This window comes from Pseudomonas sp. FP2254 (genome assembly GCF_030687695.1).
GTDB lineage: Bacteria > Pseudomonadota > Gammaproteobacteria > Pseudomonadales > Pseudomonadaceae > Aquipseudomonas > Aquipseudomonas quebecensis.
Genome location: NZ_CP117444.1, coordinates 2,840,311 through 2,865,671, shown reverse-complemented (window position 1 = coordinate 2,865,671; position 25,361 = coordinate 2,840,311). Strand labels below are relative to the sequence as shown.

General features: G+C 61.0%; 22 protein-coding genes and 1 pseudogene. 9 read left to right on the top strand and 14 right to left on the bottom strand.

Annotated elements, in window-relative coordinates; all coding sequences use genetic code 11:
• Positions 1–68: 68 nt before the first annotated feature.
• From PSH94_RS13150 to arnC, 8 genes are read right to left on the bottom strand one after another with little or no spacing between them, the layout of a single operon-like run.
• Positions 69–1,691, bottom strand: a complete 1,623-nt coding sequence (locus tag PSH94_RS13150; protein WP_305434709.1) for a glycosyltransferase family 39 protein — start codon at positions 1,689–1,691, stop codon at positions 69–71.
• 3 nt (positions 1,692–1,694) lie between these two features.
• On the bottom strand, positions 1,695–3,074 hold the full coding sequence (locus tag PSH94_RS13145) for a UDP-glucose/GDP-mannose dehydrogenase family protein (protein WP_181079426.1): 1,380 nt from the start codon (positions 3,072–3,074) through the stop codon (positions 1,695–1,697).
• Complete coding sequence (arnF, locus tag PSH94_RS13140) at positions 3,071–3,472, bottom strand: 4-amino-4-deoxy-L-arabinose-phosphoundecaprenol flippase subunit ArnF (protein WP_181079428.1); 402 nt, start codon at positions 3,470–3,472, stop codon at positions 3,071–3,073. Before arnF ends, PSH94_RS13145 begins: the two co-directional genes overlap by 4 nt.
• Positions 3,469–3,816, bottom strand: a complete 348-nt coding sequence (arnE, locus tag PSH94_RS13135) for a 4-amino-4-deoxy-L-arabinose-phosphoundecaprenol flippase subunit ArnE (RefSeq protein WP_266249392.1) — start codon at positions 3,814–3,816, stop codon at positions 3,469–3,471. Before arnE ends, arnF begins: the two co-directional genes overlap by 4 nt.
• Positions 3,813–5,468 (bottom strand): lipid IV(A) 4-amino-4-deoxy-L-arabinosyltransferase, encoded by a 1,656-nt coding sequence (arnT, locus tag PSH94_RS13130; RefSeq protein ID WP_305434705.1) that lies wholly within the window; start codon positions 5,466–5,468, stop codon positions 3,813–3,815. The genes arnE and arnT overlap by 4 nt, the downstream gene beginning before the upstream one ends.
• Entirely contained in the window at positions 5,465–6,349 is an 885-nt protein-coding gene (gene arnD, locus PSH94_RS13125) for a 4-deoxy-4-formamido-L-arabinose-phosphoundecaprenol deformylase (RefSeq protein ID WP_266249390.1), read from the bottom strand. The genes arnT and arnD overlap by 4 nt, the downstream gene beginning before the upstream one ends.
• Complete coding sequence (gene arnA, locus PSH94_RS13120; RefSeq protein ID WP_305434700.1) at positions 6,349–8,340, bottom strand: bifunctional UDP-4-amino-4-deoxy-L-arabinose formyltransferase/UDP-glucuronic acid oxidase ArnA; 1,992 nt, start codon at positions 8,338–8,340, stop codon at positions 6,349–6,351. The genes arnD and arnA overlap by 1 nt, the downstream gene beginning before the upstream one ends.
• Positions 8,337–9,368: an undecaprenyl-phosphate 4-deoxy-4-formamido-L-arabinose transferase gene (gene arnC / locus PSH94_RS13115; protein WP_305434697.1), complete on the bottom strand. Its 1,032-nt coding sequence runs from the start codon at positions 9,366–9,368 to the stop codon at positions 8,337–8,339. Before arnC ends, arnA begins: the two co-directional genes overlap by 4 nt.
• A gap of 309 nt (positions 9,369–9,677) precedes the next feature.
• Here arnC and PSH94_RS13110 point away from each other — a divergent pair, with 309 nt between their 5' ends.
• On the top strand, positions 9,678–10,490 hold the full coding sequence (locus tag PSH94_RS13110; RefSeq protein ID WP_181079437.1) for a M949_RS01915 family surface polysaccharide biosynthesis protein: 813 nt from the start codon (positions 9,678–9,680) through the stop codon (positions 10,488–10,490).
• Positions 10,491–10,598: 108 nt separating this feature from the next.
• The gene (xerC, locus tag PSH94_RS13105; RefSeq protein WP_181079439.1) at positions 10,599–11,513 is read left to right on the top strand and encodes a tyrosine recombinase XerC; all 915 of its coding nucleotides are present in this window, start codon (positions 10,599–10,601) and stop codon (positions 11,511–11,513) included.
• Between the two features lie 6 nt (positions 11,514–11,519).
• Here xerC and PSH94_RS13100 read toward each other — a convergent pair whose 3' ends face one another.
• Together PSH94_RS13100 and PSH94_RS13095 are read right to left on the bottom strand one after the other, a co-directional pair.
• Positions 11,520–12,377, bottom strand: coding sequence for an SDR family oxidoreductase (locus tag PSH94_RS13100; protein WP_181079440.1), 858 nt, complete (start codon positions 12,375–12,377; stop codon positions 11,520–11,522).
• A gap of 100 nt (positions 12,378–12,477) precedes the next feature.
• Entirely contained in the window at positions 12,478–13,686 is a 1,209-nt protein-coding gene (locus PSH94_RS13095; protein ID WP_305434693.1) for a multidrug effflux MFS transporter, read from the bottom strand.
• A 158-nt stretch (positions 13,687–13,844) separates the two neighbouring features.
• Between PSH94_RS13095 and PSH94_RS26140 the strand changes: the two are divergent.
• Together PSH94_RS26140 and PSH94_RS26135 are read left to right on the top strand one after the other, a co-directional pair.
• Positions 13,845–14,552 (top strand): annotated as a pseudogene (locus PSH94_RS26140) (MCP four helix bundle domain-containing protein); the annotation flags it as partial.
• Positions 14,553–14,594: 42 nt separating this feature from the next.
• On the top strand, positions 14,595–15,458 hold the full coding sequence (locus PSH94_RS26135; RefSeq protein WP_370694776.1) for a methyl-accepting chemotaxis protein: 864 nt from the start codon (positions 14,595–14,597) through the stop codon (positions 15,456–15,458).
• A gap of 68 nt (positions 15,459–15,526) precedes the next feature.
• On the opposite strand, the gene PSH94_RS13085 is transcribed toward PSH94_RS26135, so the two are convergent.
• Complete coding sequence (locus PSH94_RS13085; protein WP_285428222.1) at positions 15,527–15,886, bottom strand: helix-turn-helix domain-containing protein; 360 nt, start codon at positions 15,884–15,886, stop codon at positions 15,527–15,529.
• Between the two features lie 98 nt (positions 15,887–15,984).
• Here PSH94_RS13085 and PSH94_RS13080 point away from each other — a divergent pair, with 98 nt between their 5' ends.
• On the top strand, positions 15,985–16,734 hold the full coding sequence (locus tag PSH94_RS13080; RefSeq protein ID WP_253507682.1) for an SDR family NAD(P)-dependent oxidoreductase: 750 nt from the start codon (positions 15,985–15,987) through the stop codon (positions 16,732–16,734).
• A gap of 130 nt (positions 16,735–16,864) precedes the next feature.
• Here the strand turns inward: PSH94_RS13080 and PSH94_RS13075 are convergent, their stop codons facing one another.
• A complete protein-coding gene (locus PSH94_RS13075; protein WP_181079445.1) occupies positions 16,865–17,227 on the bottom strand; it encodes a response regulator in 363 nt (120 codons plus the stop codon).
• Positions 17,224–19,407 carry a PAS domain S-box protein gene (locus PSH94_RS13070; RefSeq protein WP_305434686.1) on the bottom strand — a complete coding sequence of 728 codons (2,184 nt, stop codon included), beginning with the start codon at positions 19,405–19,407 and terminating at the stop codon, positions 17,224–17,226. The genes PSH94_RS13075 and PSH94_RS13070 overlap by 4 nt, the downstream gene beginning before the upstream one ends.
• Before the next feature lie 363 nt (positions 19,408–19,770).
• On the opposite strand from PSH94_RS13070, the gene PSH94_RS13065 reads away from it, so the two are divergent.
• Complete coding sequence (locus PSH94_RS13065) at positions 19,771–20,604, top strand: SRPBCC family protein (RefSeq protein ID WP_305434684.1); 834 nt, start codon at positions 19,771–19,773, stop codon at positions 20,602–20,604.
• Positions 20,604–21,773 carry a zinc-dependent alcohol dehydrogenase gene (locus tag PSH94_RS13060; RefSeq protein WP_266249373.1) on the top strand — a complete coding sequence of 390 codons (1,170 nt, stop codon included), beginning with the start codon at positions 20,604–20,606 and terminating at the stop codon, positions 21,771–21,773. The genes PSH94_RS13065 and PSH94_RS13060 overlap by 1 nt, the downstream gene beginning before the upstream one ends.
• A 54-nt stretch (positions 21,774–21,827) precedes the next feature.
• Here PSH94_RS13060 and PSH94_RS13055 read toward each other — a convergent pair whose 3' ends face one another.
• Entirely contained in the window at positions 21,828–22,142 is a 315-nt protein-coding gene (locus tag PSH94_RS13055; protein WP_094065698.1) for a hypothetical protein, read from the bottom strand.
• A 313-nt stretch (positions 22,143–22,455) separates the two neighbouring features.
• On the opposite strand from PSH94_RS13055, the gene cyoA reads away from it, so the two are divergent.
• Positions 22,456–23,385 (top strand): ubiquinol oxidase subunit II, encoded by a 930-nt coding sequence (gene cyoA / locus PSH94_RS13050; protein WP_305434680.1) that lies wholly within the window; start codon positions 22,456–22,458, stop codon positions 23,383–23,385.
• A gap of 2 nt (positions 23,386–23,387) precedes the next feature.
• Positions 23,388–25,361: a cytochrome o ubiquinol oxidase subunit I gene (gene cyoB / locus PSH94_RS13045; RefSeq protein WP_181079450.1), complete on the top strand. Its 1,974-nt coding sequence runs from the start codon at positions 23,388–23,390 to the stop codon at positions 25,359–25,361.

Below are 25,361 nucleotides of genomic sequence, written 5' to 3'. Positions count from 1 at the left end.
GAAAAGACAGCAGTCATTACGCATAGCTGCGTAGGACGTTTCTGCACTCGCGGCCTTTGTGTAAAGGTTCACAATGCCGACGGTTTACTCAGGTGCAACAGCACATAAGGGTTGCGGTCGAACTCCCCGGTGAGCGTCGGGGTAAGACCGCGAAAACGCGGGTCCTGCAACCCTTCGAAGTCCGCCTGGCTCATCACCAGCCAGGCCGGCCCCTGCAGCGGCGCCAGGTCGGAGGCTTGCTGGGTAAACAATGGCACTTGGTCGCAATCAAGGTTAACCATGTACTTGATCGCTTTGGCGTCTTTGCCCAGGCCGTGCAATACCACCGGCGCATGCGCTTGCATCACCTGCTCGTGCACCTGGAGGGTAAAGGTGCGCGTGTCGTAGAGGCTGCGCTCCAACGGCTCGACCACCAGGATATACGTGGCCCACACCGCCAGCACGGCGGTCAGTGCCGGACCCGTCGCGCGCAGGCGCGCCTTGAGCAAGCCCAGCACCGCCAGCACCTGCAATGCCGCCAGTAAGCTGATTATCGGCATCAGATGGCTCAATGGCTCGGGGTAGCGCGCACACATGAACACCAGCCCGGCGATCAGCAGCACGGGCAACAGCGTCCAGAGACCCAGCATGAAGCCCCGCAACCAGGCAAACGCCCGCCCTTGGGTCACGTAAAAAGGGTACGCCGCGATAATCGCCGCCATGGGCAACATAGGCAGCACGTAGCGCGCCTTTTTCGCCTGGGGAATCGACAAGCCCAGCAGCACCAGCAGGGCGGCGGCGGCGCAATAACCCACCAGTTTCAAGCCCGGCTGCGGCGTCTGCCTGCCGCCCAGGGCTACCGCCAGCAGTACCAGCAATGCCATCGGGTAGGCCAGGGCGTAATTGCCCAGCGAGCTGGAGAAGTAATACAACGCACCGCTGGACCCTTCGCTGCCATCCATGCGCCCCAGAAACTGCATGCGGATCACGTCCTGCATGAAGGTCTCGCCGCCGCTGAGCTTGGCCAGCAACAGCAACAGGCCCACGCAGGCCACCAGCAACGCCAGCGCCAGAAAGCCAAAGCTGAACAGCTGACGCCATTGGCGATTGATCAGGTAGTAACTGCAGAGTACGCCTGTGGGCACCACCAGGCCGATCGGCCCGCGCACTGCAAACCCCACGATCAAAAGCAGGTACACCCAGTGCAGGCGCTTGCCCGCGTCGAAGTGATCATGGGCGTAACCGAGGTAGAACACTGCCAATGTGACTGCGGCGAGCATCTGGTCCAGGGACACCGCGCGGGTTTCGCTGATAAAGGTGCTGCTGAGCAGCAACAGCGCAACGCTCAGCAAACCCCAACGTTGGGAGTACGGGGCGGTCAAGCGATAGATCAGGGTCACAATCAGCGCCGAGGCCATCGCCGTGGGCAGCCAGGCGGTAAAGCTGCTGACGTGTCCCAGCGGCAACGACAGCAGCCACGTGAGCAGCGTCGACGTCGCCAGGTAATCGGCGTAGGGCTGGCCATAGGTGGTGGGAAAAAAGCTCGGCCCATGCCGCAGCATTTCCTGGGCAAACACCACAAAGCGCGAATCGAAACCGATGATCGCCTGGTTCCAGTTACCGGCAATGAACAACAGCAGGCCCAACAGCCCCAACACCAGGGATTGGCGGCGAACCGTGGCATTGAGCAGGGGCGATCGGGTTTTGTTCACGTCTCAGGCTTCCACGACCTGCGGCACCCACTGTTGCTGGGGAATCGGCAATTGGCAGGAGTCGCCACGGCCCATCGGGAAGTATTGGAAGCCTTTGCGCGCCAGGCGCTCACCGTCGTAGAGGTTGCGGCCGTCGAAAATCACCGGCGTTTTCAGGCGCTGGTGGATCAGGTCGAAGTCCGGCGCCTTGAATTGCTGCCACTCGGTGCACACGATCAGCGCATCGGCGCCCACCAGGGTGGATTCAGGCGTGCCCATCAGCATCAGGCGTGTCTCATCGGCATAGATGCGCTGGGTTTCCTGCATGGCCTCGGGGTCGAAGGCGCGCACGTCGGCCCCGGCGTCCCACAGGGCTTCCATCAATACGCGGCTGGGGGCGTCGCGCATGTCATCGGTGTTGGGTTTGAAGGCCAGGCCCCACAGGGCGAAGGTCTTGCCGCGCAGGTTGCCTTTGAAGAACGCGTTGATGCGCTCGAACAGCTTGCTCTTCTGACGCTGGTTGATCGCTTCGACGGCTTCCAGCAGGTCGCTGGAGCAGTTGGCCTGCTTGGCACTGTGGATCAGCGCGCGCATGTCTTTGGGGAAGCACGAGCCTCCATAGCCGCAACCGGGATAGATAAAGTGGTAGCCGATGCGCGAATCGGCGCCGATGCCCAGGCGCACGGCTTCAATGTCGGCGCCCAAGTGTTCGGCCAGCTCGGCGATCTGGTTGATAAAGCTGATCTTGGTGGCCAGCATGCAGTTGGCGGCGTATTTGGTCAGCTCGGCGCTGCGCAGGTCCATGAAGATAATGCGGTCATGGTTGCGGTTGAACGGTGCGTACAGATCGCGCATGACCTCGCGCACTTCTTCGCGCTCGCAGCCGATGATGATGCGGTCCGGCCGGCGGCAGTCGGCAACCGCCGAGCCTTCCTTGAGGAATTCGGGGTTGGAGACGATATCGAACGCCAGGCTGCGGCCGGCCAGGTGCAAGGCTTTGTCGATATGAGCGCGCAGGGTGTCGCCGGTGCCCACGGGCACGGTGGATTTTTCCACCAGAATGACCGGCTCGATCCGATGGCGAGCCACGGCATCGCCGACCGACAGCACGTATTTCAGATCCGCCGAACCGTCTTCATCCGACGGCGTGCCCACCGCGATGAAGAGCACCTCACCGTGCTCGACGGCGAGTTTCTCGTCATAGGTAAAGTGCAATCGCCCGCTTTCGAGGTTCTCCTTGACCATGGCGGCCAGCCCCGGCTCGAAGATACTCACATGGCCCTGCTGCAGCAGCTTGACCTTGTTTTGATCGACATCCATGCAGATGACATCGTGACCGACTTCGGCCAATACGGTGGCCTGTACCAGGCCGACGTAACCACTACCAAATACGCTGATTTTCATGGGGCATTCCTGGGACTTGTAGAGCGAGCACGACGAGAGTTGATAACCAGCACACCCAGGATGACAAATGCCACCCCGAGAGTTTTCGAAAGCGAAAAATGTTCGTTGAACACCGGCAGGCCGGCCGCCAGCAGGTACACCAGCGCGTAGCTGATGCTCAGCAGCGAATAGGCCCGACCCAGCGGCAGGTGCTTGAGGGCCACCAACCAGCAAAGCATCGACAGGGCGTAGGCACAGATCGCCAGAAACACCACCCCGAGGGCTGCAAGATCGATCTGCGCATTGAGCCATTCATGGGGCAACGGTAAACGCGTCATGCTCCAACGCATGCCCAACTGCGCCGCGCTGACCAGGCCGACGCTGCCCAAGGCCAGGGCAAACCCGCGCGCCCGGCTCATACCTGACGCCCCAGCAACACTACGCCGGCAATCACCAGCGCGACGCCCAGCCAATGCCGCGCATCGATGGGCTCTTTGAACACAAAGCGCGCCACCAGGGTGACCAAGACAAAATTCAGGCTGAGCATCGGGTAAGCGATGCCCACCTCAAGGCGCTGCAATACGAGCAGCCATACCAACAGTCCGAAGCCCAGGCACAGCAGGGCCGACCACAGCCACGGCGAACGTAGCTTCAGCGCCCAGCCGTCGGGCAATTCTCGCCAGCTTTCCACGGCAAACTTCTGCGAGACCTGGCCCATGCAGGTGAGCAGGCAGGCGCTGAGTAACAGAAGCAGGGTGATCATTGCGCGACCTGCGGGAAGATCAGGATCACGATATTGCCCTGCGCATACCGCTGGCCGTCTGCGGGCAGCAGGGCGAGTTCTTCCTTCTCACCCTGGCTATTGACGCGCATCACCACGCCCACGGGGCCGCTGCGACGGGTTTGGGCCATCCAGGCCTGGATCTGATTGCGGTCGACCAGACGGTGAGCGGTGTCCGCATAAGCCAGGCCGTATTTCACCTCGCCAGAGGTGTTGTACAGCGTGATGTCGGGCCGTTTCAGTCGCCATGACAGCGCCGCGGAGGCGCCCAGGTCGTTGCTCAACAGCGCAATGGAAGGCTTGAGTTCTTCGGCATGATCGATGATGAACTGGTCCGGGGTCTTGTTATAAACCACCGAATGGGGCAATGCGGCGGGCACCAGCGCAACCAGCAGGCCGCTGCCGATCAGCGGTGCGGCCCACAGCGTCGCCGGGCGTACCGCTTGCAGCAGGTTAACCAGGACCCAGCCGGCCAGGCAGGTGAATACCAGCACCAGGCTAAGGGCTTCATCACCCTGTACGTACACCGACTTCTTCAGTTGGAACCAACCGAGCGCCAATAGGGCAAGCACGCCGATCACCAGGTTCAGCCACCCGTTGATGCGTACCACGCGGTCACGGCCTTGAGCGAGTTTGTCGCTCAAGGTAGAGCCCATCAGCAAAGCCAGGGGCAGCAGGCACGGCATGATGTACGCAGGCAGTTTGCCTTTGGCCAGACTGAAGAATGCCAGGGGCATCAATAGCCATAGCAGCAAGTACGCGGTGTCCGGCAGGCGCCGGTCCTGCCACGCCTGTTTGAGGCTGGACGGCAGCAGGGCAACCCAGGGCAGCGTGAACGCCACCAGCAAGGGCAGGTAATACCAGAACGGCTCGGCGTGCTGCGCGTCTTCGCCGGCAAAGCGTTGGATATGCTCATGCCAAAAGAAAAAGTGCCAGTAATCCGGCTCTTGCAGGTGCACGGTCAAGGCCCATGGCAGGCTGACCAGCATCGCCGCAGCCACGGCCACTGGGCCGAACTTGAACAATTCCATCGAGCGTTTCTGCCAGACGGCGTAGGGCAGGGCGATCAATACCGGCAGTAACCAGGCCAGAAAGCCCTTGGTCATGAAACCCATGCCACAGGCCACGCCCAGCAAGGCCCAGGACCACAGCCTGGCACGCGGCGTGCGGCTGGCGAAGCAGAACCACAGGGCTACGCCCGTCAGGTTGACCCAGAAGGTGAACTGCGGGTCCAGATTGGCGTAGCCACCGAGCATCGCCACGCTGACGAAACTCATGTACAGCACAGTGCTGACCAGGCTTTTCTGCGGGTCGTTCCACAACCGGCGGGCCATCAGGTAAACCAGCAGGATACTCAAGCCGGTGCTCAAGGCCGACGCAAAACGCACGCCGAACAGGTTCTGCCCGAACATGGCCTGACCGAGCGCAATCATCCAGTAACCGGCGGCAGGTTTCTCGAAATAGCGGATACCCATAAAGTGCGGCGCGGCCCACTTGCCGGTCAGCAGCATTTCCTGGCTGATCTGCGCATAGCGGGTTTCATCCGGAATCCACAGGCCGTGGGTGGCCAGCGGTAACAGGTAAAACACGCCAAACGCCAGCAGGAGCAAGGGCAATGCCCAACGGCGCGTCATGCCTGCTGCACTCCCAGCCAACCCTCGCGGCCACTCAACGCACCGCGCACCAGGTGTTGCTGGGGCAGGGTGGTGAGGTCCGTGGGCAACAAGTCGCCCAGCGGTGTGAAATCGATGCCGCGCTGCCCTGCCTGGGCGAGCAACCGGCGAAAATCTTGAGCCATCAGAATCCCTTCTACTTCTGCATGGATGGTATAGACGTTGAGCTTCGACGCCGTGAAGCGGTCAAGAATGAAGTTATTGAAATCCTTGGCGGCGACCACCGGCCCGACCACTTCGTCGAACGTCGGCAGGTCCACCGGAATTTGGGGCGTCCCCGCGCTGCCGTCAGCCAATGTCGGCCGAAACAGGCTGGTGCCCCGGCAATCGCTGTTGTAGCGAAAGTTGAAACCTTGTTTGGCTTGCACGACGCGCTCATCTGCACGCCAGCCGGCCGCCGCTGAGCAGTCGATGCGCGCGCCGAGGATGTCGCTCAGGGTGTCCACGCCACGTCGAATCTGCTCGATCAACTGCGCCTCGCTCCAGCGCCCGGTGTTGGCCTGCCAGCCATGGTGATCCCAGGCGTGCAGGCCGACTTCATGCCCGGCGGCCTTGGCCTGGCGCATCAAGTGCCCCAGGTCGCGGCCGATGGGCTTGCCCGGCCAGGCAGTGCCCGCCAGCAGGATGTCCCAGCCATACAGGCCGGCGGCATTGGAGCGCAGCATCTTCCACAGAAATTGCGGGCGGATCAGGCGCCACAGGTGGCGCCCCATGTTGTCCGGCCCGACACTGAAGAAGAACGTCGCTTTCACCCCGGCTTCATCCAGGGATTCGAGCAACCGTGGCACGCCTTCGCGGGTGCCACGGTAGGTATCGACGTCGATGCGAAGACCTGCCTGCATCAGTGCTTGTCCGCCTGTTCGAGCATCGCTTCACGCAGGAAGAAATCCAGCGTGTTGCCGATGGTTTCGCTCATTTCCACGGTCGGTGCCCAGTTCAGCAGGCGCTTGGCGTTTTCGATGCTTGGCTTGCGGTGCGCCACATCCTGGTAACCGGTGCCGTAGAACGCCTTGCTCTCCACATCGCGGAACCCGGCGAACGGCGGGAAGTTGCCGCGCAGTGGGTGCGCTTCGAACTGGCGCAGCAGCTCTTCGCCTAGTTGGCGAATGCTGGCTTCGTTTTCCGGGTTGCCGATGTTGATGATCTGGCCGTTGCACGCGTCATTGTCGTTATCGATGATGCGCGCCAGGGCTTCGATACCGTCGGCGATGTCGGTGAAGCAGCGTTTCTGCTCGCCGCCGTCGAACAGGCGGATCGGCGTGCCTTCCACCAGGTTCAGGATCAGTTGGGTAATTGCTCGGGAGCTGCCGATACGCGCCGAATCCAGGCGGTCGAGGCGCGGGCCCATCCAGTTGAACGGACGGAACAGGGTGAAATTCAGGCCCTTGGCACCGTAGGCCCAGATCACGCGGTCCAGCAGTTGCTTGGAAACCGAGTAGATCCAGCGTTGCTTGTTGACCGGGCCGACCACCAGGTTGGAGGTGTCTTCGTCGAAATACTGGTCCTGGCACATGCCATAGACTTCGGAGGTCGACGGGAAGATCACGCGCTTGTTGTACTTGACGCAGTAGCGCACCAGCTTGAGGTTTTCCTCGAAGTCCAGTTCGAACACGCGCAGCGGGTTGCGGGTGTATTCGATTGGCGTGGCAATGGCCACCAGCGGCAGGACCACGTCGCACTTCTTGATGTGGTACTCGATCCACTCGGTGTGGATGCTGATATCGCCTTCCACATAATGGAAGTTGGGGTGGCTGCGCAGGCGCTCGATGGCGTCGGAACCGATGTCCAGGCCATAGACTTCATAACGGTCGTCGCGCAGCAGGCGCTCGGAGAGGTGGTTACCGATAAAGCCGTTCACACCGAGGATCAGCACGCGGGTACGGCGTGGCTTGCGGCCGGACTCGGCGCCACGCAGCACGGAGCCGTCCACCAGGCCCAGTTCGTTGGCCAGGGAAGGCCCGGCCAGGTACAGGCCGTTGTCGTTGCGCTGGCCGAACTTGATCACCAGGGAGTCTTCACCGCAGGCGATGCGCAGCGGGTTGACGCTGATCACGCGGCCGGGCGCCAGGCCTTCGTTGCCCTTGACCACGTCGGCCTGCCAGACGATCAGCTTGTGCTCGCCCACGGCGCAGAAGGCGCCCGGGTATGGCTGAGTGACCGCACGCACGAGGTTGAACAGTTCTTCAGCCGGTTTGTTCCACTCCAGCTTGCCGTCGGCGGCCGTGCGGCGACCAAAGCAGGTGGCCTGGCTTTCATCCTGGGCCGTTTCAGTCAGCTTGCCCGCGGCCAGTTGCGGCAGCGCATCGCGCAGCAGGTGGGTGGCGGCGTCACGCAGCTTGGCGTGCAGGGTCAGGCCAGTGTCGCTGCGCTCGATCACAACTTTGTGCTGAGCCAGGATCGCGCCGGCGTCGGCACGTTTGACCATGCGGTGCAGGGTCACGCCAGTTTCGGTTTCGCCGTTGACCAGCACCCAGTTGGCAGGCGCGCGGCCGCGGTACTTGGGCAGCAGCGAGCCGTGCAGGTTGAACGCGCCTTTGCTCGCGGTGGCCAGCAGCGCTTCGCTCAGCAGGTTGCGGTAGTAGAACGAGAAAATGTAGTCCGGATTGAGTTTGGCGATGCGCTCGACCCACAGCGGGTGGTTGGCGTCTTCCGGAGCGTGCACGGAGATGCCGTTACGCGCGCACAATTGGGCCACGGAGCCGTAGAAGTTGTTTTCCTTGGGGTCATCGGCATGGGTGAACACGGCAGCGATGTCGTAACCGGCAGCGAGCAGCGCTTCGATGCCTGCACAACCAATATCGTGGTACGCGAATACAACGGCTTTTGAACTCATGACTGGACCTGATCGGAAGAAGTGGAAGTGTGGGAAGACGCCAGGCCGTCGACGACGACCACGGGTGCCGGTGCCGCCGGTTGGTTGCGCAGCACTTTTTCAATAAAGAAACGCGGGCGGGCGCGCACATCGCTGTACATACGGCCCAGGTATTCACCCAGCAGGCCCATGCCGATGAACTGGCCACCGGTAAACACGAACAGCACGGCAAACAGCACGAACAGCCCGTCGCCGGCCCAATCGGCGCCGAAGGCCAGGCGCATGATGATCAGGGCAAAGGCGAACAGCATGCCCAGGGCCGCCAGGCTGAAACCGACGATGGACAGCAGGCGCAGCGGGGTGGTGGTCATGCAGGTCAGCAGGTCGAACATCAGGCTGATCAGGCGCATGGCGCTGTATTTGGATTCGCCGTGCTCGCGCTCGGCGTGGTGCACCAGGATCTCGGTGGTGTGGCGGGCAAAGCCGTTGGCCAGGATCGGGATGAAGGTGCTGCGCTCGCGGCAGGCCAGCATGGCATCGACGATGGTGCGGCGATAGGCGCGCAGCATGCAGCCGTAGTCGGTCATGGCCACGCCGGTGGAGCGTTGCACGGCCAGATTGATCAGGCGCGAAGGCCAGCGGCGAAAGGCCGAGTCCTGGCGATTATTGCGCACGGTGGCAACCACGTCGTAGCCCAGGGCCGCTTGTTCCACCAGGCGCGGGATTTCTTCGGGCGGGTTCTGCAGGTCGGCGTCAAGGGTGATCACCACATCGCCCCGGCATTGCTCGAACCCGGCCATGATTGCCGCATGTTGGCCGTAATTACGGTTGAGGATCACCGCGACCACGTTGCTGCCATCCTCTGCGGCGGCGTCTTCGAGCAATTGCGCGGAGTTGTCGCGGCTACCGTCATCGACCAGGATGATTTCGTATGCGTAGGCCAGTTGCTTGCAGGCTGCCGTGGTGCGGCGCAGCAGCTCAGGCAGGCTGTCTTGTTCGTTGTAGACCGGGATAACGATCGACACGCACTGAATAGGGTAGGGTTTCAAAGATTCATGACCTCGGGGTTAGAGCGGCTTGGAGCGTGAAAACAGCAACGAAGCACGACGGGCGCGCTTTAGCGCACAGCTAAAGCTTAAGCACAATCAACAGGTTAACTGGCAAACCACGGATTGCCATGAAGTACTGCGTTTAAGGTTAAGCGGAAAAATGTGGAACGAATATGAAAGCCGGATGAAAAACTCGTTTATTTGACAGGTAGACAGCCAGGGTTCAGCTAGCCCCGCTGGATAAACAATCTTCTCTGCATCAACGCTCAAGTGCCGGTAAAGTAAGCCATCTCTTGCCAGGGTACTCGGATGAATAGCGTGCAGCTTTTACGCGGCCAATTGCGGCCAGTGTTGATGGGGTTGTTATTGAGCGTGGCCTGTATCGCCACAGTGCGGGCCGATGACGGCGTGGCGCTCACCAGCATCGACCAGGTGCCGGATGGCGTCGAAGTGCGCGGCAAGCAGATCGCTGCCTATACCTGGGATGACCAGCAGGGAAAAAACCTCCTGGTGCTGGCCGAACAGGTCAATGAGCGAGACGACGATGGCACCCAGACGGCTTTTGTCTACGCGGCCCAGTACCTGATCGACGGCAAGCGCCCCAAACGCATATGGATGCTCTACGACGATGTGCAGCGCTGCCAGTTCGACGCGGCCCTGCGCTTTGATCGGACTGCCACCCGGGTTACCGACTTGAACGGTGACGGCCTCACCCAGACCATCGTCGGTTACTCGCTCACCTGCACCAGCGATGTCAGCCCGAATGAATTCAAGTTGATCATGCGCGTGGGCAAGTCGCAGAAATTCCGCCTGCGCGGCGTCGACCGTTACGGCGCGGCCTGGTGGGACGAAGAGGCCGGCGCATTGCGTGGCATGCCCTTGCCCAAGGACTGCAGCGTGGCCGCGCAGCAGGCGTTGGTCAGCCAGTACAAGGAGCAGGGCACCGAGCTGCCATTGCCGGGCTGTTACCGCGATGAGGACGATTTCGCCAAGGCGCCGGACGCCTACTTGCCCTACATGCGCAAGCACTGGTTCGCGCTGATGCAAAAACAGGACAGCGAGTGGAGCCAGGCCCAGACACAGGCGCCGGAGCCGACCGAGGATGAAGAAACCGTCCCGTGATTTTGTGCGAGGGCGAGTCCTGCGCTAGACTCAGCCCTCGCCAATTCACTGAATAGCTCGAACAAACAATGGTTTGCTCGCGTTATTTAATCCAAAGGCTGATTAGTTTTGACTGAGTCGCTGCGCAACCCTCTGACCCTCTACCTCACCCGCCTGGCACCTTCGAGCCAACTGACCATGCGCTATGTGCTGCAGGATGCCGCCGACCGCTTGGGCTTCGAGGACATCAACCTGGAAGACATCGACTGGCACCTGCTGCAGCCCGAGCACGTCATCGCCCTGGTGGCAGCGTTGCGCGAGGACGGCTACGCCCCGAATACATCGTCACTGTACGTGAACGCGGTGCGCGGAGTGATGAATGAAGCCTGGCGCATGAGCCTGATTACCCAGGAACACCTGTTGAAGATGCGCACGGTCAAGGCCGCCGCCGGTACGCGCCTGGGCCAGGGACGCAACCTGCGGCGCACGTTGATCCGTGAACTGATGGAAGTCTGCGCCGCCGACCCACGCCCGCAGGGCCTGCGTGATGCCGCGGTGATCGGGATTCTCTACGGTTCAGGCATGCGCAAGTCGGAATCGGTCAACCTCGACCTTGCGCAGATCGACTTTACCGAGCGCAGTTTGCGGGTGATCGGCAAAGGCAACAGAGAACTGGTCAAATACGCACCGGACTGGGCCTTTGCCAAATTGCAGGCATGGCTGGACTTTCGCCGCCAGCAACTCAAACCGGGCGAGCAGGACGACGACTTCCTGTTCAACCGTATTCGCCGAGGCAGCCATATCACTCGGGAACGTATCACCAAGCATGCGATTTACTACATTGCCCGTCAGCGCGGGGAGCAGGTGGGGGTGAAGATCATGCCCCACGACTTTCGTCGTTCATTCATCACGCGAGTGATTGAGGAGCATGACCTGTCAATCGCACAGAAACTGGCGCACCACACCAATATCCAGACCACCGCCAGCTATGACGTGCGCGACGACAATGAGCGGCGGCGGGCGGTGGATCGCTTTGACCTGTAGCGGCGGTCACAGAATCGGTTTGCCGCCTGTGACGGCATAGCGCGAGCCGGAAATGTAGCTGGCTTCGTCCGAGGCCAGCAGCACGTAGATCGGTGCCACTTCCACCGGCTGCCCGGGGCGGCCCAGCGGGGTTTCGCTGCCGAAGTTCTGCACGTCCTCATCGGTCATGGTCGCCACGATCAACGGGGTCCAGATCGGGCCAGGGGCGACACTGTTGACGCGAATCCCCTTGCTGCCGAGCATCTGCGCCAGGCCGCCGGTGAAGTTGGCAATTGCCCCTTTGGTGGCGGCGTAGGGCAGCAACGTCGGCTTGGGCATGTCGGAGTTGACCGACGTGGTGTTGATAATCGAACTGCCGGCCTTCATATGCGGCAGCGCGGCCTTGCAGATGCGAAACATCGCGGTGATGTTGATATCGAAAGTCTTGACCCATTCCTCGTCCTCGATTTCCTCGAGGGTTTCATGGCTCATTTGGAACGCTGCGTTGTTGACCAGCACGTCGATACGGCCGAACTGTTCGACGGTTTTGTCCACCAGCGCCTGGCACGTGGCTCTTTGCGCGATATCACCGGGCAGCAGCAGGCACTGGCGGCCGGATTCTTCGACCCAACGCGCGGTTTCCTTGGCGTCGTCATGCTCATCCAGGTAGGCGATGGCGACGTCGGCGCCTTCTCGGGCAAATGCGATAGCGACCGCACGGCCGATGCCGCTGTCGGCACCGGTAATCAGGGCGATCTTGTTGGCCAGGCGGCCGGAGCCCTTGTAGCTCTGTTCACCGCAGTCCGGGTACGGGTCCATTTTCTTCTGAGTGCCGGGCACGTTTTGCGCCTGGGGAGCGAAAGGTGGGCGTGGATAGTCAGTCATTTCCAATCTCCATAGGTTTCCAAAGGTGCTATGGGATTAGTAGTTTCATGGCCGGCGATAGTTGTAATGGATGCCGGCCATGCCCGACGAATGGTAGCGCTCAGGGGGAGGGTGGGGCGCTCGCCAAGTGCGGCGGCAAGCGGCGCAAGGTCCACAATACGGTGGTCAGCGCCGCAACCGCACACAGCGCAATGCCGATCAGCATCGGCGCCGGGGTGTGATCGGCGAACACGCCTACCAGGCTCATGCACACTGCGCCCGTGATCATCTGAATCGCGCCGAGCAACGCCGAGGCCGAACCCGCCACGGCGCCGTGGTCTTCCATGGACAGCACGCCGGCCGCCGGCAGCAGCAGGCCGAGAAAACCGAAGCCGATAAACAGCAGCGACATCATCAACGCCAGGCTGCCGGACCACAGTGTGGTAACTGCCAGCAGGCTCATCACCACCGCCACGCCGATGACCGAGCCGCGAATCAACGGGGCCAGGCCAAAGCGTGCGCTGAGGCGCGCAGTCAGTTGGCTCATGGCGAAGAACGACGCGGCGTTGAGGGCGAATGCCAGGCTGAATTGGGTCGGCGTCAGGCCGAAGTGTTCTATGTACACGAACGGTGCGCTGCCGATAAACACAAAGAATGTGGCCAGCCCGAAGCCGCATACCACCGATAACCCCATGAACACCGGATCGCGCAGTAAGGCGCCGTAACTGCTGAACGCACCGGCCAGGGTCTTGCCAAGGCGCCGCTCGGCCGGGTGAGTTTCAGGCAGTTGTACAGCGGTCATCACCAGGCACAGCACAGCCACCACCGCGAGCACGGCGAACACTTCACGCCAGCTCCAAAGCGCAATCACCAGGCTGCCGGCCAACGGCGCAAGGATCGGTGAAACACTCATCACCAGCATCAGCAGCGACATCAGCCGCGCCGCTTCGTGGCCGGTGTACAAGTCACGCACGATGGCACGCGGCACCACCATGCCGGCGCAGGCACCGAACGCCTGTACTGCGCGAAACGCGATCAGCACTTCGATCGTCGGCGCCAGCGCGCAACCAACGCTGCCCACGGCAAAAATCACCAGGCCGGCGTAAATCGGCGGTTTGCGCCCGAACACATCGCTGATCGGCCCATAAAACAGCTGGCACACGCCGATCACGATAAAGAACACCGTCAGGCTCATCTGCACCGCCGCCGGTGACGCCTGCAGGCTGGCGCCGAGGGTGGGCAGGGCGGGAAGGTAGCTGTCGATGGCGAATGGGCCGATGGCGGTAATCAATCCAAGCAGCAGGGCGAGATGGGCAATACGACGAGACATGGGGCGGTTCCGGGCCGAGCAAAGGCCGGCCAGCTTAAGGTATCCGCGCAGATACGCAAACTTAGGCTTCAATAACAGGAACGAGATGCCGATAACGGTACTAACGACGCTCAGGCGGTTGGCATTTCAACCGGCGTTCCAGGCACAGGGATACCCGCATGACGATCAAACTACGCTTGATGCTGTTGATTGGGACCGGATTGTTGACCGCCATACTCATGAGCCTGGTCAGTTATCTGGGGAACGCACGGATGAGCGACGCTGTGCGCGACAATGAAGTCAGCATGACGGTGCTGCGTAACCACATGGAAGCGGACATGATGCACGACGCACTGCGCGCCGATGTGTTGTCCGCCATGCTGGTGGGACTGGGCAAGAGCACCAGCAGCAAGGACGAGGTCAGCAGTTCGCTCAAGGAGCACGCGGAGCATTTTCGCCAGATGCTGGCGGAGAACCTCAAGCTGCCGTTGGACGAGACGCTTCGGACCAAGTTGGAAAGCACCAAGCCCGCGCTCGATACCTACATCAGCGCCGCCGAACGTATCGTCGCGCTGGCCCTGGATAACCCGGAAGCCGCTCGCGGTGAATTGGAGACGTTCAATAAGGCGTTCACTCAACTGGAAGATCAACTGGCGACGCTGAGCGAGCTGATCGAAAGCAATACCCAGCAGACCGGCGCCAGCACGCAACAGACCATCCGCAACGCCAATTTCACCCTGGGCATCGTACTGCTCGCCAGCTTGTTGCTGCTCCTGGCACAAGGCCGTTGGGTGATGCTGAGCATCATGGGCCCATTGCAGTCCGCCAGCCGGATTGCCGCCGGCATCGCGCGGGGCAACTTGAGCGAAACCATCGCCGAGCCGCGGCGCAATGACGAAGCCAGTTCACTTATCCGCAGCCTGGCGACCATGCAGCGTGACCTGCGCGGCATGATCGATGTGGTGCGCAGCAATGCCCATGGCATCACGGGCGTCACCGAGCAACTGAGTCACGGTTGCCATGAAGTCGCCAACAGCAGCCAGCAACAAAGTCTAGCCGCCAGCACCATGGCCGCCGCCGCCAGTGAAATGACCGCCAGTATCGAAGAAATCACCCGGCACGCCGGGCACGCACTGGACATGGCCAACCAGGCCGAGGCCCTGGCCAAGGACGGTGGGCGAGTCATACATCAAGTCGTCAGTGACATGGACGGTATCGCCCGTTCCGCCCAGCAATCGGCCCAGGTGATCCGCACCCTCGACAAAGACTCCGAGGCGATCTACAGCATCATCCAGGTGATCAAAGGCATCGCCGATCAGACCAACCTGCTGGCGCTCAACGCTGCGATCGAAGCGGCGCGGGCCGGGGAGCAAGGGCGCGGTTTTGCGGTGGTGGCCGATGAAGTGCGCAGCCTGGCGGGGCGTACCAGTGCGTCGACCCAGGAAATCGCCAGCATGGTCGGGCGCATCCAGCAAAGCACGCGGGAAGCGGTTACCAGCATGGAGGAGGGCGTCGCTCAAGTGGATAAAGGCATGGCCGTCACCGCCGATGTGGAGCGCGCCATTCGCGAGATCCTGCAGGCGACTCTCAATACGACGGAATTGGTGCACGACATTTCGCGCACCATCAGTGAGCAGAGCCTGGCCAGCAATGAAATCTCCCACCAGGTGGAGATGATTGCCGGCATGTCGGAGAACAACAGTCGAGTGATCGGCCAGACCGCGTCGACGACGGACGAGCTGTCGAACCTGGCGGGCAAACTGTCGCAGTCGGTGGACCGGTTTCAGCTATAGGATCGTAACCTATTGATATAACTCAACTAAATAGTCATTTAGTTGAGTTGGCTATCGGTGTCTTGCGCTCAAGAATGGGCGAGGGCGGTGGCGCGGCGCCGACTGATACGTTCCACCGTCTGCATGTGTTCGGTGCCCCAGACACACAAGGTGCCCAGCGCGTTTGCGAGGGATTCGCCGAACGGCGTCAGGGAATATTCGACCTTGGGCGGTATTTCCTGAAAGTCGATCCGCACGATGATCTCGTCGCGTTCCAACTCCTTGAGTTGCTGAATCAGCACTTTGTCAGTCACGCCACCGATGGCGCGGCGCAATTCGCCGTAGCGATGGACATTTTTCGCCAGGTTGTAGAGCACCAGCGGTTTCCATTTGCCGCCGATCACGGCGAGCGCAGCCTCAAGGCCGCAGTTGAACGACGTATTAGCCATGATTCGGGCACTCCATAGGGTACTTACCAAAAGGTGCATACTATTCAAAAGAATAGCCCGGATCTACAGTTGTGTTTCCACACATCTGGGAGTTCACCATGAGCAGGCTTAACGGCAAGATTGCGGTAATCACCGGCGGCAACAGCGGCATCGGCCTGGCAAGTGCGATTCGTTTTGCAAAGGAAGGCGCGCAGGTAGTCATCGTTGGACGCAGGCAGGAAGAGCTGGACAAGGCGCTGGGCCTGATCGGCCCGAACGCTATCGCCATCCAGGGTGATATTTCGAAACTGGATGACCTGGAACGCATCTTCACGCAGATCAAGGCCACCAAGGGTCGGATTGATGTGTTGTTCGCCAATGCGGGCCTGGGCGATTTCGAGCCTATTGGTTCGATTACGGAAGCATCGTTCGACCGCACATTCGGCATCAACGTCAAAGGCACGCTGTTCACGGTGCAGAACGCGCTGCCACTGATGAGCGCCGGCGGCTCGGTGATCTTGACCGGTTCGACGACGGGCACCATGGGCACACAGGCATTCAGCGTCTACAGCGCAACCAAGGCCGCGCTGCGCAATTTCGCCCGGAGCTGGGCGCTGGACCTCAAAGGCACCGGCATTCGCGTCAATGTCATTTCACCCGGACCGATCTCGACACCCGGCCTGGACCTGGCATTGAGCGGCACCGGCCAGAAGGACGCGATCATCGACGACATGACCGGGCAGATTCCGCTGGGCCGCATTGGCCAGGCTGAAGAAGTTGCGGCGGCGGCATTATTCCTGGCGTCGGACGAGAGCAGTTTCATGACCGGCAGCGAGATGTTCGTGGATGGAGGATTTGCTCAGGTTTGACACTGCAAGGGTTTTGCCCGTTGAAATGTGACGGGCACTGCCTCTAATTATGTAACATCGTATTACGCATAATGTATATTATGTTAAATCATGTATCACGCTACAGAGGCTCATCAAACAAACCTGCCCCCTAACGCTTCAACGCCACCGCCATTTGCAACTCCAAGTCGTTCTGCGCAAACGGCTTATGCAACACTGGGCAATCGGCAAACTCCCCCGGCACGCCGCTGGCGCCGTATCCGGTACTGAACAGGAACGGAATGTGTCGCTCACGCAGGACCTGGGCCACCGGAAAAACCCGTTCTCCAGCCAGGTTCACATCGAGAATCGCCAGGTCGACCTCCAATACCTTTGCAATCTGCAGCGCTTTCGCAAGCTGGGCCACGGAGGCAACCACCGTGCAGCCCAAGTCTTCGAGCATCTCTTCGATCAACATGGCAATGGCACTCTCGTCTTCGACCAGCAGCACGCTGATTCCGGAAAACACGGTCATGGTTTAGCCTCGGCAACCCTAAAGGAAAAGCGGCAGCGCACGCCCTCAGGGGCGAAGTCGAGTTCAAAAGAACCACCTAAATCGCGCTCGATGCAGCGCTTCATCAGGCGAGAGCCCAGGCCTTCGCGTTCCGGCGTGGCGACCGAAGGGCCATTCTGTTCGCGCCAGTCCACGGTCAGCAGCGCGCCACTCGGTTGCGCTTGAATGCTCCAGCGCACTGACAGTGTTCCCGTCTCGGTGGACATTGCGCCGTATTTAAGCGCGTTGATCGCCAGTTCGTTGAGGGTCATGGTTAAGTTCAGGGCGACACGGGTATCAACGTGGATGGCATCGCCGGCGATCAGGATGCGCTCGGGCTCCTGGCCCAATACTGGCATTAGTACGTCATGGGCCAGCGCGCTGAGCGGAGTCAGGCCCCAATGCTGCTTCGTCAGCAGGTCGTGGGCCCGCGACAATGCCAGCAGCCGGGCTTCGAACCGCGTGTACCCTTCCCTGGCATCCTGCGCATTGCGTGCAGTCTGGGCCGCCAGGGACTGGACCGTGGCCAGGGTGTTCTTGACCCGGTGATTGAGCTCATCAATCAGGGTTTTCTGGCGCTCTTGCGCCTGCTTCCGTTCGCTGATATCCACCAGCATATTGATAGCGCCGATCAGGTTTCCGTCCGCATCGTGCAGAGGGGTTGGATAAGGCGCAAACGGCACGCGGGTGCCGTCCGGCCGCTCCGCGATGGCCTCCACGCCGCGTATGGCCCGGTTTTCCTTGAGTGCCACGGCCATCGGGCATTGGTCGTGAGGCAGATAGGTGCCGTCGGTATTGAATAATTTCCAGGTGACGCACCAAAGGTCGCCCAGTTGAGGCGTGCGCCCCGACAACTCGACGGCCGCGCGGTTATAGAAGGTAATGCGCCCTTCGGCGTCGGTGGTATAGACAGCCGCCGGCAACGCCTCCAGCAGATTGCGCATGTGCCGCTCGCTGTCACGTATCCGATTCTCCATCTCGCGGGTGAGCGTGACGTCCTGGACAACCCGCACGCCATAGCGGAACCTGCCATCCGGTGCTCTTACCGACGAGCTGTAGACATCCAGATAAAGCGGCTGGCCATCGAGCTTAACGGCCCGCTTGCGCAACACGTAGTGGTCCAGTTCCCCCGCCACCTGGCGTGCATATAAAGCCGCGTCCTGCTCCACACTGTCAGGGTGGGTATAGTCCAGAAAGGTCATCGCCAGCAGTTGCTCGCGAGTTCGACCGAGCATGTTGCACAACGCGTCGTTGACCCGCAGCAGGCGGCCGCCCTCTCCCGCTTCGGCAATGCCGATGGTGGCCGCCTCGTAAGTCGCCGCCAACCGGTCATCACTCTCCTGACGCTCGGTTTCGGCGTGATACACACGGGTAACGTCAATGGTGAAGCAACGGGTATTGAAGAATTTCCCCTCCTCAAATCGCCCGTTGGAGGTAATCGCGACATGTTTGATGCTGCCGTCCTTGGCCCTCAGACGCGCCGGGTAACTGTTCAGGCAATCGCCACTGCCAAGCTTGTTGAGGATGTCGCCGATGACGGGCTCATCCACATGGAATTCGGTGATGTGGCGACCGATGTATTCCTCCGCTGAGTAGCCCAGCAGCGCCAACTCCGCTTTGTTGGCGCGCAGGATAACGCCCTCGCCGCTGACAATATGAAGGCCAACGGCACTGTTTTCGAAAAAGTCTTCAAGGTCGGCGCTTTTGCGCCGCAGTTCTTCGGCTAATGCGTGGTGCGCCGACACGTCCTGAAAGCAATTGATTGCGCCCTGGATATGGCCATGCCCGTCTCGCAGCGTGCGAATGCTCATGAGTGCTACGAATCGCGAACCGTCCGGGCGCTCAATCAAGACTTCCTGATTGCGCGCACACAAGCCCGCGCTGAGCGTTGAAGCCATCGGGCACTCGTCAACCGCCAATGGCATGCCGCTGGTGGTGTAAAGCCGATACGAGCCGCAGAAGCGGTCTCCCTGTTCACCCAGAACAGGCGTTCTCCCCCACAGAGTGGCCGCCTCGCTGTTGAACCTGACGAGCCAACCATCGCGGTCACAGAGGTAAATAGCCCCCGGAATGGCATCGAGCGAGCGTGTCCCCATCGCGAGGAGGCTGTCGTACTCGCTGGGTTCGCAAGTGTCTGCGGGGGACTCGTCGACCTTCAACATGCTTGATCCTCAATGCACCTGTATTGACGCGTCGGGTGTCACCACCATTGGCGCTCCACGGAGTGTATGTCCTGGAACGGCATGCCTTGGATTAATTTCATTTTCCTGAGGCTAACAGACACTGGATCGCTATGGGTTGCGTTAGTTAAGTAAAGCTTAGTGGCGCGGCCTGTATCGCACGCATCCTTTCAAGCTTGAGGATTACGGGTCAGCATGGCGGTAAATACTAATAGCGCGCATGATTGCGCGCTTCCCTGCGCCTCTGCCCCGCCCCGTACCTTTCATCCAGCCGCAACTCAATACAGTTGAACCTCGAACGGCCTGCATTTTTCTATCGAAAACACACCGATGGAGGACCGCATCATGGCAGACGATCCGCTCATAGCGACTCACACACACCGGGACATCGACCAACGCGGTGCGATGAACACGGTCGAACGCGCGCTCTCGTTCACGACCGGCGCCGCGCTACTGTTTCATGGCTGGCGCACGGGAGGCTTGCCCGGCGTTCTGGAGGCCGCGGCGGGTGCCTATGGCGTCTATCGCGGCGCCGTCGGTCATTGCGCGCTCAAGCAGGCGTTGACGCCAACTCCCCTGGAGCAGCAATGGAGCGCCGAATATCACTGGCCGATCAGCGCGGCGATTACGCGCAGCATTACCATCAATCGACCGCTGGATGACATTCGCACGTTTATCAGCGGCCCCGAAAATCTCGGGCCGCTGCTGCGTTGGATCGACAGCGTCGAGTTGATAGCCCCCGGCACCACGCGCTGGACGATCCGCGCGCCTGGCGGTCGACGCCTGCACTGGACGCTGATCCAGACCGAAACCGCCGAGACCGATAAGCTGCACTGGAAGACTTCCGGAACCGCCCTTTGGGAGCACGACGTCACAGTTTCGCTGACACCTGCGCCCGCGGGCCGAGGCACTCAAGTCAAGGCTATCGTCGTTTGCAAGCCGACCATGGGGCGCGTGGGCTATGGCCTGGCGCGCGCATTCAGCATGTTCAGCGACAAGGCATTGCTCAATGCCCTGCAGGCGCTAAAGCAGCAGCTGGAAACCGGCGAGGTCAGTACTAACCGGCTGCGCCCCCAGGACGACGATGGTTTCTTTTATGTGCACGGCAGCACCGAGCAGGTGGCCACCGATCACGCGACGGTGAAAACCGGCGTGGCAATCGAAGGAGGGATTCACTGATGCGCGCACTGACTTGGCAAGGCCCGAACAAACTGCAGATCGACAACGTCCCCGATCCGTCGATCCTCAACCCGCGCGATGCGATCATTCGTGTCACCCTGTCGTCCGTGTGCGGCTCCGACCTGCACCTGCTCGGCGGCTACGTTCCGGCGATGAAACCGGGCGATATCATCGGTCATGAATTCATGGGCGAAATCGTCGAGGTGGGCCCGGGCGTCACTGGCCTGCGCAAGGGTGACAAGGTCATCACCATCTCCATCATCGGCTGCGGCAACTGCGAGCCGTGCCAGCGCAGCGATTTCTCCTGCTGCGACAACTCCAACCCCAACCCCTCGGCCACCGACCTGATGTACGGCCAGCCATGCTGCGGCATCATCGGTTACAGCCATGCCTTCGGCGGTTATCCCGGCAGCCATGCCACTTACATCCGGGTGCCGTTCGCCGACGTCAACCTGTTCAAGGTGCCCGAGGGCGTCAGCGACGAACAGGCCGTGTTCGTTTCCGACGCTGCGCCGACCGGGTATTTCGCCGCCGACAATGCCGGCATCCAGCCAGGCGATACCGTCGCCGTCTGGGGCTGTGGCGGCGTCGGCCAGATGGCCATCTGCAGCGCCTATCTGTTGGGCGCTGAACGGGTGATCGCCATCGACCGTTTCCCGGATCGCCTGCGTTTGGCCCAGGAGCACGGCAAGGCCGTCACGATCAATTACGAAAAGACCAACGTGCATGAAGCACTGCTGGAACTCACCGGCGGGCGCGGTCCGGATCGTTGCATTGATTGCGTTGGCATGGAGGCGCACGGTACCGAGATCGACTACGCATACGACAAGGCCAAGCAGATGCTCAGGCTGCACACCGAGCGAGGCACGGTGCTCAGACAAGCGATTCGCGCCTGCCGCAAAGGCGGCACGGTGTCGGTGGTGGGTGTCTACGGCGGCTTGCTCGACAAATTCCCGATGGGCGCCATCGTCAACAAGGCGCTGACGTTGAAATCGGGCCAGCAGCCGGGCCAGCGCTACGCGCCAACCCTGTTCGAACACATCCAGAAAGGCGAGCTGGATCCGTCCTATCTGCTTACGCACCCCATGAGCCTGGAAGACGGCGCGCAAGGCTATCAATGGTTCAAGGAAAAGACCGATCAGTGCCTGCGTGCAGTGTTCAAGCCTTAACGCGTAACGGCCGGGGCGCAGGCGACCGCCGCCTGCGCACGGTTATGCGCAGCCCTATTCGTCGGCATGAACGTGGGCATCGGCACACGGCAACCGACCTGACTCGCCGCCGGCAATGCGTTCGGCCTGGTCGATACCGCGCTTGAGTGCATCGTCAATCGCCCATTCGCTGCCGGGCAGCCGTTTTATCCGCTCCTGCACCGCTTCGCCGGTGGCCGTGTAGACACTGATAAACACCTCGATATCCCCCGTCTGCGCTTCCCGCGCGCGAACGTCGATGTGACAGCCGTTTTCGACTTCCTGAGTGAAGCACGTCTCGGCCCGGTCCTGGGCCGCCCAGGTTTTATAAGTCTCGCCACGAATAAACATGTCGTTCTCCCGTACTGAATGCCCACCCGAAGACCCGAATATCGGCTGGAGGGCCCGGTATTTATTGAGGGCCACTTGAGCATAGCCCGGCCCAGGCGCCCCGCCGTTTCGCTCGTTCAACCGTTCGTCAGCTTGCGTAACATTTTGTTAAACCAACGTGGGAGCCCTTATTCAAAAAAATCGAGGCCGACGCTAATGGCCTCTCTTGCGTCGCCGACCGCTGGCGGCGACGGCATTTTGCTCGCGTGGTTTTCAACTTGGCACGCCGTAGTGCTCGCATCACACAAGGATCGACGTCAGTAAAGGAGCATGTATGAAGCGAACTATTGGGTATTGCCTGGTGTATCTCGCGACCAGTTTTTTACTTGCGGGCTGCAACCTGATCATCTTCAACCCCAAGGGCGCCGTTGCGCGGGATGAGCGGGACCTCATCATCCTGGCCACCGGCCTCATGCTGCTGGTCGTGGTGCCGGTCATCGTCATGACCTTCGTGTTCGCCTATCGCTATCGCGCCACCAACAAGAAGGCGCGTTACTCGCCGCGCTGGGCCAGTTCTCACAAGATCGAGGCGGTAGTCTGGGGCGTGCCGTTCGTCATTATCTGTCTGCTGGGCTGGGTCACCTGGGTCACCACCCACACACTCGACCCGTATCGCCCGCTCGATTCGGATGTGCCGCACATGAACGTGCAAGTGGTGGCCACCGATTGGAAATGGCTGTTCATCTACCCCGACCTCGGTATCGCGTCGGTCAATGAACTGGCGATGCCGGTGAATACCCCCGTGAGCTTCACGGTCACCTCCGACGCGGCCATGACCTCGTTCTTTATCCCCGCGCTGGGCGGCCAGATCTACGCCATGGCGGGGATGCAGACTAAATTGCACCTGATTGCCAACGAGGTCGGGGAGTTCCGTGGTATCGCCGCCAACTATAACGGCGAAGGGTTCTCCGACATGCACTTCTCGACGCTGTCGCTCAACCCGTCCGATTTCGAGCAGTGGGTGGCGAAGGTGAGGAAAGCCCCGCAACGGCTGGACCAGGCCAGCTACGCGGCATTGGCCAAGCCCTCGACCCGGCATCCGGTCAGTTATTACTCGCAGGTACAGGAGCGCATGTTCCTGGACATCGTCGACAAATATGAAGGCATGAACAAAGCCAACAGGACCCCGCGCAGTCAGGCGCAACGGGACGGCACTGGCGTGCGTACCGATCAACAACCCGGTTTGGCGGCTGAGGAGCGTTAATAATGTTTGGAAAACTGTCATGGGACGCCATTCCCACCACCGAACCCATCGTCATGTACACCCTGGCCGTCGTCGGCCTGATCGGCCTGGCACTGGTCGGCTCGATCACCTGGAAGCGCAAGTGGGGCTACCTGTGGCGCGAATGGTTCACCTCGGTGGATCACAAGAAGATCGGCTGCATGTACATCATCGTGGCCCTGGTGATGCTGCTGCGCGGTTTCTCCGATGCCATCATGATGCGCACCCAGCAGGCCATGGCCGCGAGCGGCGGCCCCGGCTACCTGCCGCCGGACCACTATGACCAGATCTTCACCGCCCACGGCGTCATCATGATTTTCTTCATGGCGATGCCGTTCGTGGTCGGCCTGATGAACATCGTCGTGCCGCTGCAGATCGGCGCGCGCGATGTGGCGTACCCGTTTCTCAATGCGCTGAGCTTCTGGCTGTTCGTGGTTGGCGCGGCGCTGGTCAACATTTCGCTGGGCGTGGGCGAATTCGCCCGCACCGGCTGGGTCGCCTACCCACCCTTGTCCGGGCTCGCCTACAGCCCCGGGGTCGGCGTCGATTACTACATATGGTCACTGCAGATATCGGGGATCGGCACGCTGCTGACCGGGCTGAACTTCTTCGTGACCATCCTCAAGATGCGCACCGAAGGCATGAGCCTGTTCAAGATGCCGGTATTCACCTGGACCGCACTGTGCACCTCGATCCTAATCCTGGCCGCCTTCCCGATCCTCACCGCGACCCTGTTTATGCTCTCCCTGGACCGCTACCTCGACATGCACTTTTTCACCAACGAGGCCGGCGGCAACCCGATGATGTACGTGAACCTGATCTGGGCGTGGGGCCACCCGGAGGTGTACATCCTTATCCTGCCTGCGTTCGGGATTTTCTCGGAAATCGCCGCCACCTTCAGCAGCAAGCGGCTGTTCGGCTATGCCTCGCTGGTGTGGGCGACGATTGCGATCACGATCCTGTCATTCATCGTCTGGCTGCACCATTTCTTCACCATGGGCGCGGGAGCGAACGTCAATGCGTTCTTCGGCATCATGACGATGATCATCGCCGTGCCGACCGGGGTAAAGATTTTCACCTGGCTGTTCACTATGTATCGCGGGCGCGTGCGCTTCGAGACGCCGATGCTGTGGACGCTCGGGTTCATCGTCACGTTCAGCATCGGCGGGATGACCGGTGTATTGCTGGCGGTGCCCGGTGCCGACTTCCTGCTGCATAACAGCCTGTTCCTGATCGCGCACTTCCATAACGTGATCATCGGCGGCGCGGTGTTCGGCTACATGGCCGGCCTGACGTACTGGTTCCCCAAGGCCTTTGGCTTCAGGCTCAACGACAGGCTCGGACGCATCGCCTTCTGGTGCTGGCTGACCGGTTTCTACTTCGCGTTCATGCCGTCCTATGTGCTGGGTTTCATGGGCATGACGCGCCGGCTCAACCACTTCAACAACCCGGAATGGCGCCCCTGGCTGATGCTGGAATTGGTCGGCGTGGGCATCATCCTCTGCGGCGTGGCGGCGCAGGCGCTGCAACTGTATGTGAGCATTCGCAACCGCCACGCCTACCGCGACCTCTCCGGCGACCCCTGGGACGCCCGCACGCTGGAATGGGCCACTGCCTCCCCTCCTCCGTTCTATAACTTTGCCGAACAGCCCAAGGTCGACGACCTGGATGCGTACTGGGGCATGAAAGAACGCGCCGTGAGCACGCTCAAACACACCGACTACCGCAGCATTCACATGCCGCGCAACACCTCGTCGGGCCTGGTGATCAGCGTATTTGCCCTGATCTGCAGCTTCGCCCTGGTGTGGCATATCTGGTGGATGGCGATCGTCGGGCTGGTTGCGTCGATCGTCGCGGTGATTGTGCGCAGCTATGACGATGACATCGATTATTTCGTGCCGGCCGAAGAAGTGGCGCGTATCGAGAAAGCGCGTCTCAAAGACTTGGCGGAGGCTTGA

What these genes read in the sequence shown, in the direction of transcription:
- PSH94_RS13145 (WP_181079426.1), bottom strand. Translation starts at nt 3,074, where the DNA reads ATGAAAATCAGCGTATTTGGTAGTGGTTACGTCGGCCTGGTACAGGCC.
- arnF (WP_181079428.1), bottom strand. Translation starts at nt 3,472, where the DNA reads ATGAGCCGGGCGCGCGGGTTTGCCCTGGCCTTGGGCAGCGTCGGCCTG.
- arnE (WP_266249392.1), bottom strand. Translation starts at nt 3,816, where the DNA reads ATGATCACCCTGCTTCTGTTACTCAGCGCCTGCCTGCTCACCTGCATG.
- arnT (WP_305434705.1), bottom strand. Translation starts at nt 5,468, where the DNA reads ATGACGCGCCGTTGGGCATTGCCCTTGCTCCTGCTGGCGTTTGGCGTG.
- arnD (WP_266249390.1), bottom strand. Translation starts at nt 6,349, where the DNA reads ATGCAGGCAGGTCTTCGCATCGACGTCGATACCTACCGTGGCACCCGC.
- arnA (WP_305434700.1), bottom strand. Translation starts at nt 8,340, where the DNA reads ATGAGTTCAAAAGCCGTTGTATTCGCGTACCACGATATTGGTTGTGCA.
- PSH94_RS13110 (WP_181079437.1), top strand. Translation starts at nt 9,678, where the DNA reads ATGAATAGCGTGCAGCTTTTACGCGGCCAATTGCGGCCAGTGTTGATG.
- PSH94_RS13100 (WP_181079440.1), bottom strand. Translation starts at nt 12,377, where the DNA reads ATGACTGACTATCCACGCCCACCTTTCGCTCCCCAGGCGCAAAACGTG.
- PSH94_RS13095 (WP_305434693.1), bottom strand. Translation starts at nt 13,686, where the DNA reads ATGTCTCGTCGTATTGCCCATCTCGCCCTGCTGCTTGGATTGATTACC.
- PSH94_RS26135 (WP_370694776.1), top strand. Translation starts at nt 14,595, where the DNA reads ATGCAGCGTGACCTGCGCGGCATGATCGATGTGGTGCGCAGCAATGCC.
- PSH94_RS13085 (WP_285428222.1), bottom strand. Translation starts at nt 15,886, where the DNA reads ATGGCTAATACGTCGTTCAACTGCGGCCTTGAGGCTGCGCTCGCCGTG.
- PSH94_RS13080 (WP_253507682.1), top strand. Translation starts at nt 15,985, where the DNA reads ATGAGCAGGCTTAACGGCAAGATTGCGGTAATCACCGGCGGCAACAGC.
- PSH94_RS13075 (WP_181079445.1), bottom strand. Translation starts at nt 17,227, where the DNA reads ATGACCGTGTTTTCCGGAATCAGCGTGCTGCTGGTCGAAGACGAGAGT.
- PSH94_RS13070 (WP_305434686.1), bottom strand. Translation starts at nt 19,407, where the DNA reads ATGTTGAAGGTCGACGAGTCCCCCGCAGACACTTGCGAACCCAGCGAG.
- PSH94_RS13065 (WP_305434684.1), top strand. Translation starts at nt 19,771, where the DNA reads ATGGCAGACGATCCGCTCATAGCGACTCACACACACCGGGACATCGAC.
- PSH94_RS13060 (WP_266249373.1), top strand. Translation starts at nt 20,604, where the DNA reads ATGCGCGCACTGACTTGGCAAGGCCCGAACAAACTGCAGATCGACAAC.
- PSH94_RS13055 (WP_094065698.1), bottom strand. Translation starts at nt 22,142, where the DNA reads ATGTTTATTCGTGGCGAGACTTATAAAACCTGGGCGGCCCAGGACCGG.
- cyoA (WP_305434680.1), top strand. Translation starts at nt 22,456, where the DNA reads ATGAAGCGAACTATTGGGTATTGCCTGGTGTATCTCGCGACCAGTTTT.
- cyoB (WP_181079450.1), top strand. Translation starts at nt 23,388, where the DNA reads ATGTTTGGAAAACTGTCATGGGACGCCATTCCCACCACCGAACCCATC.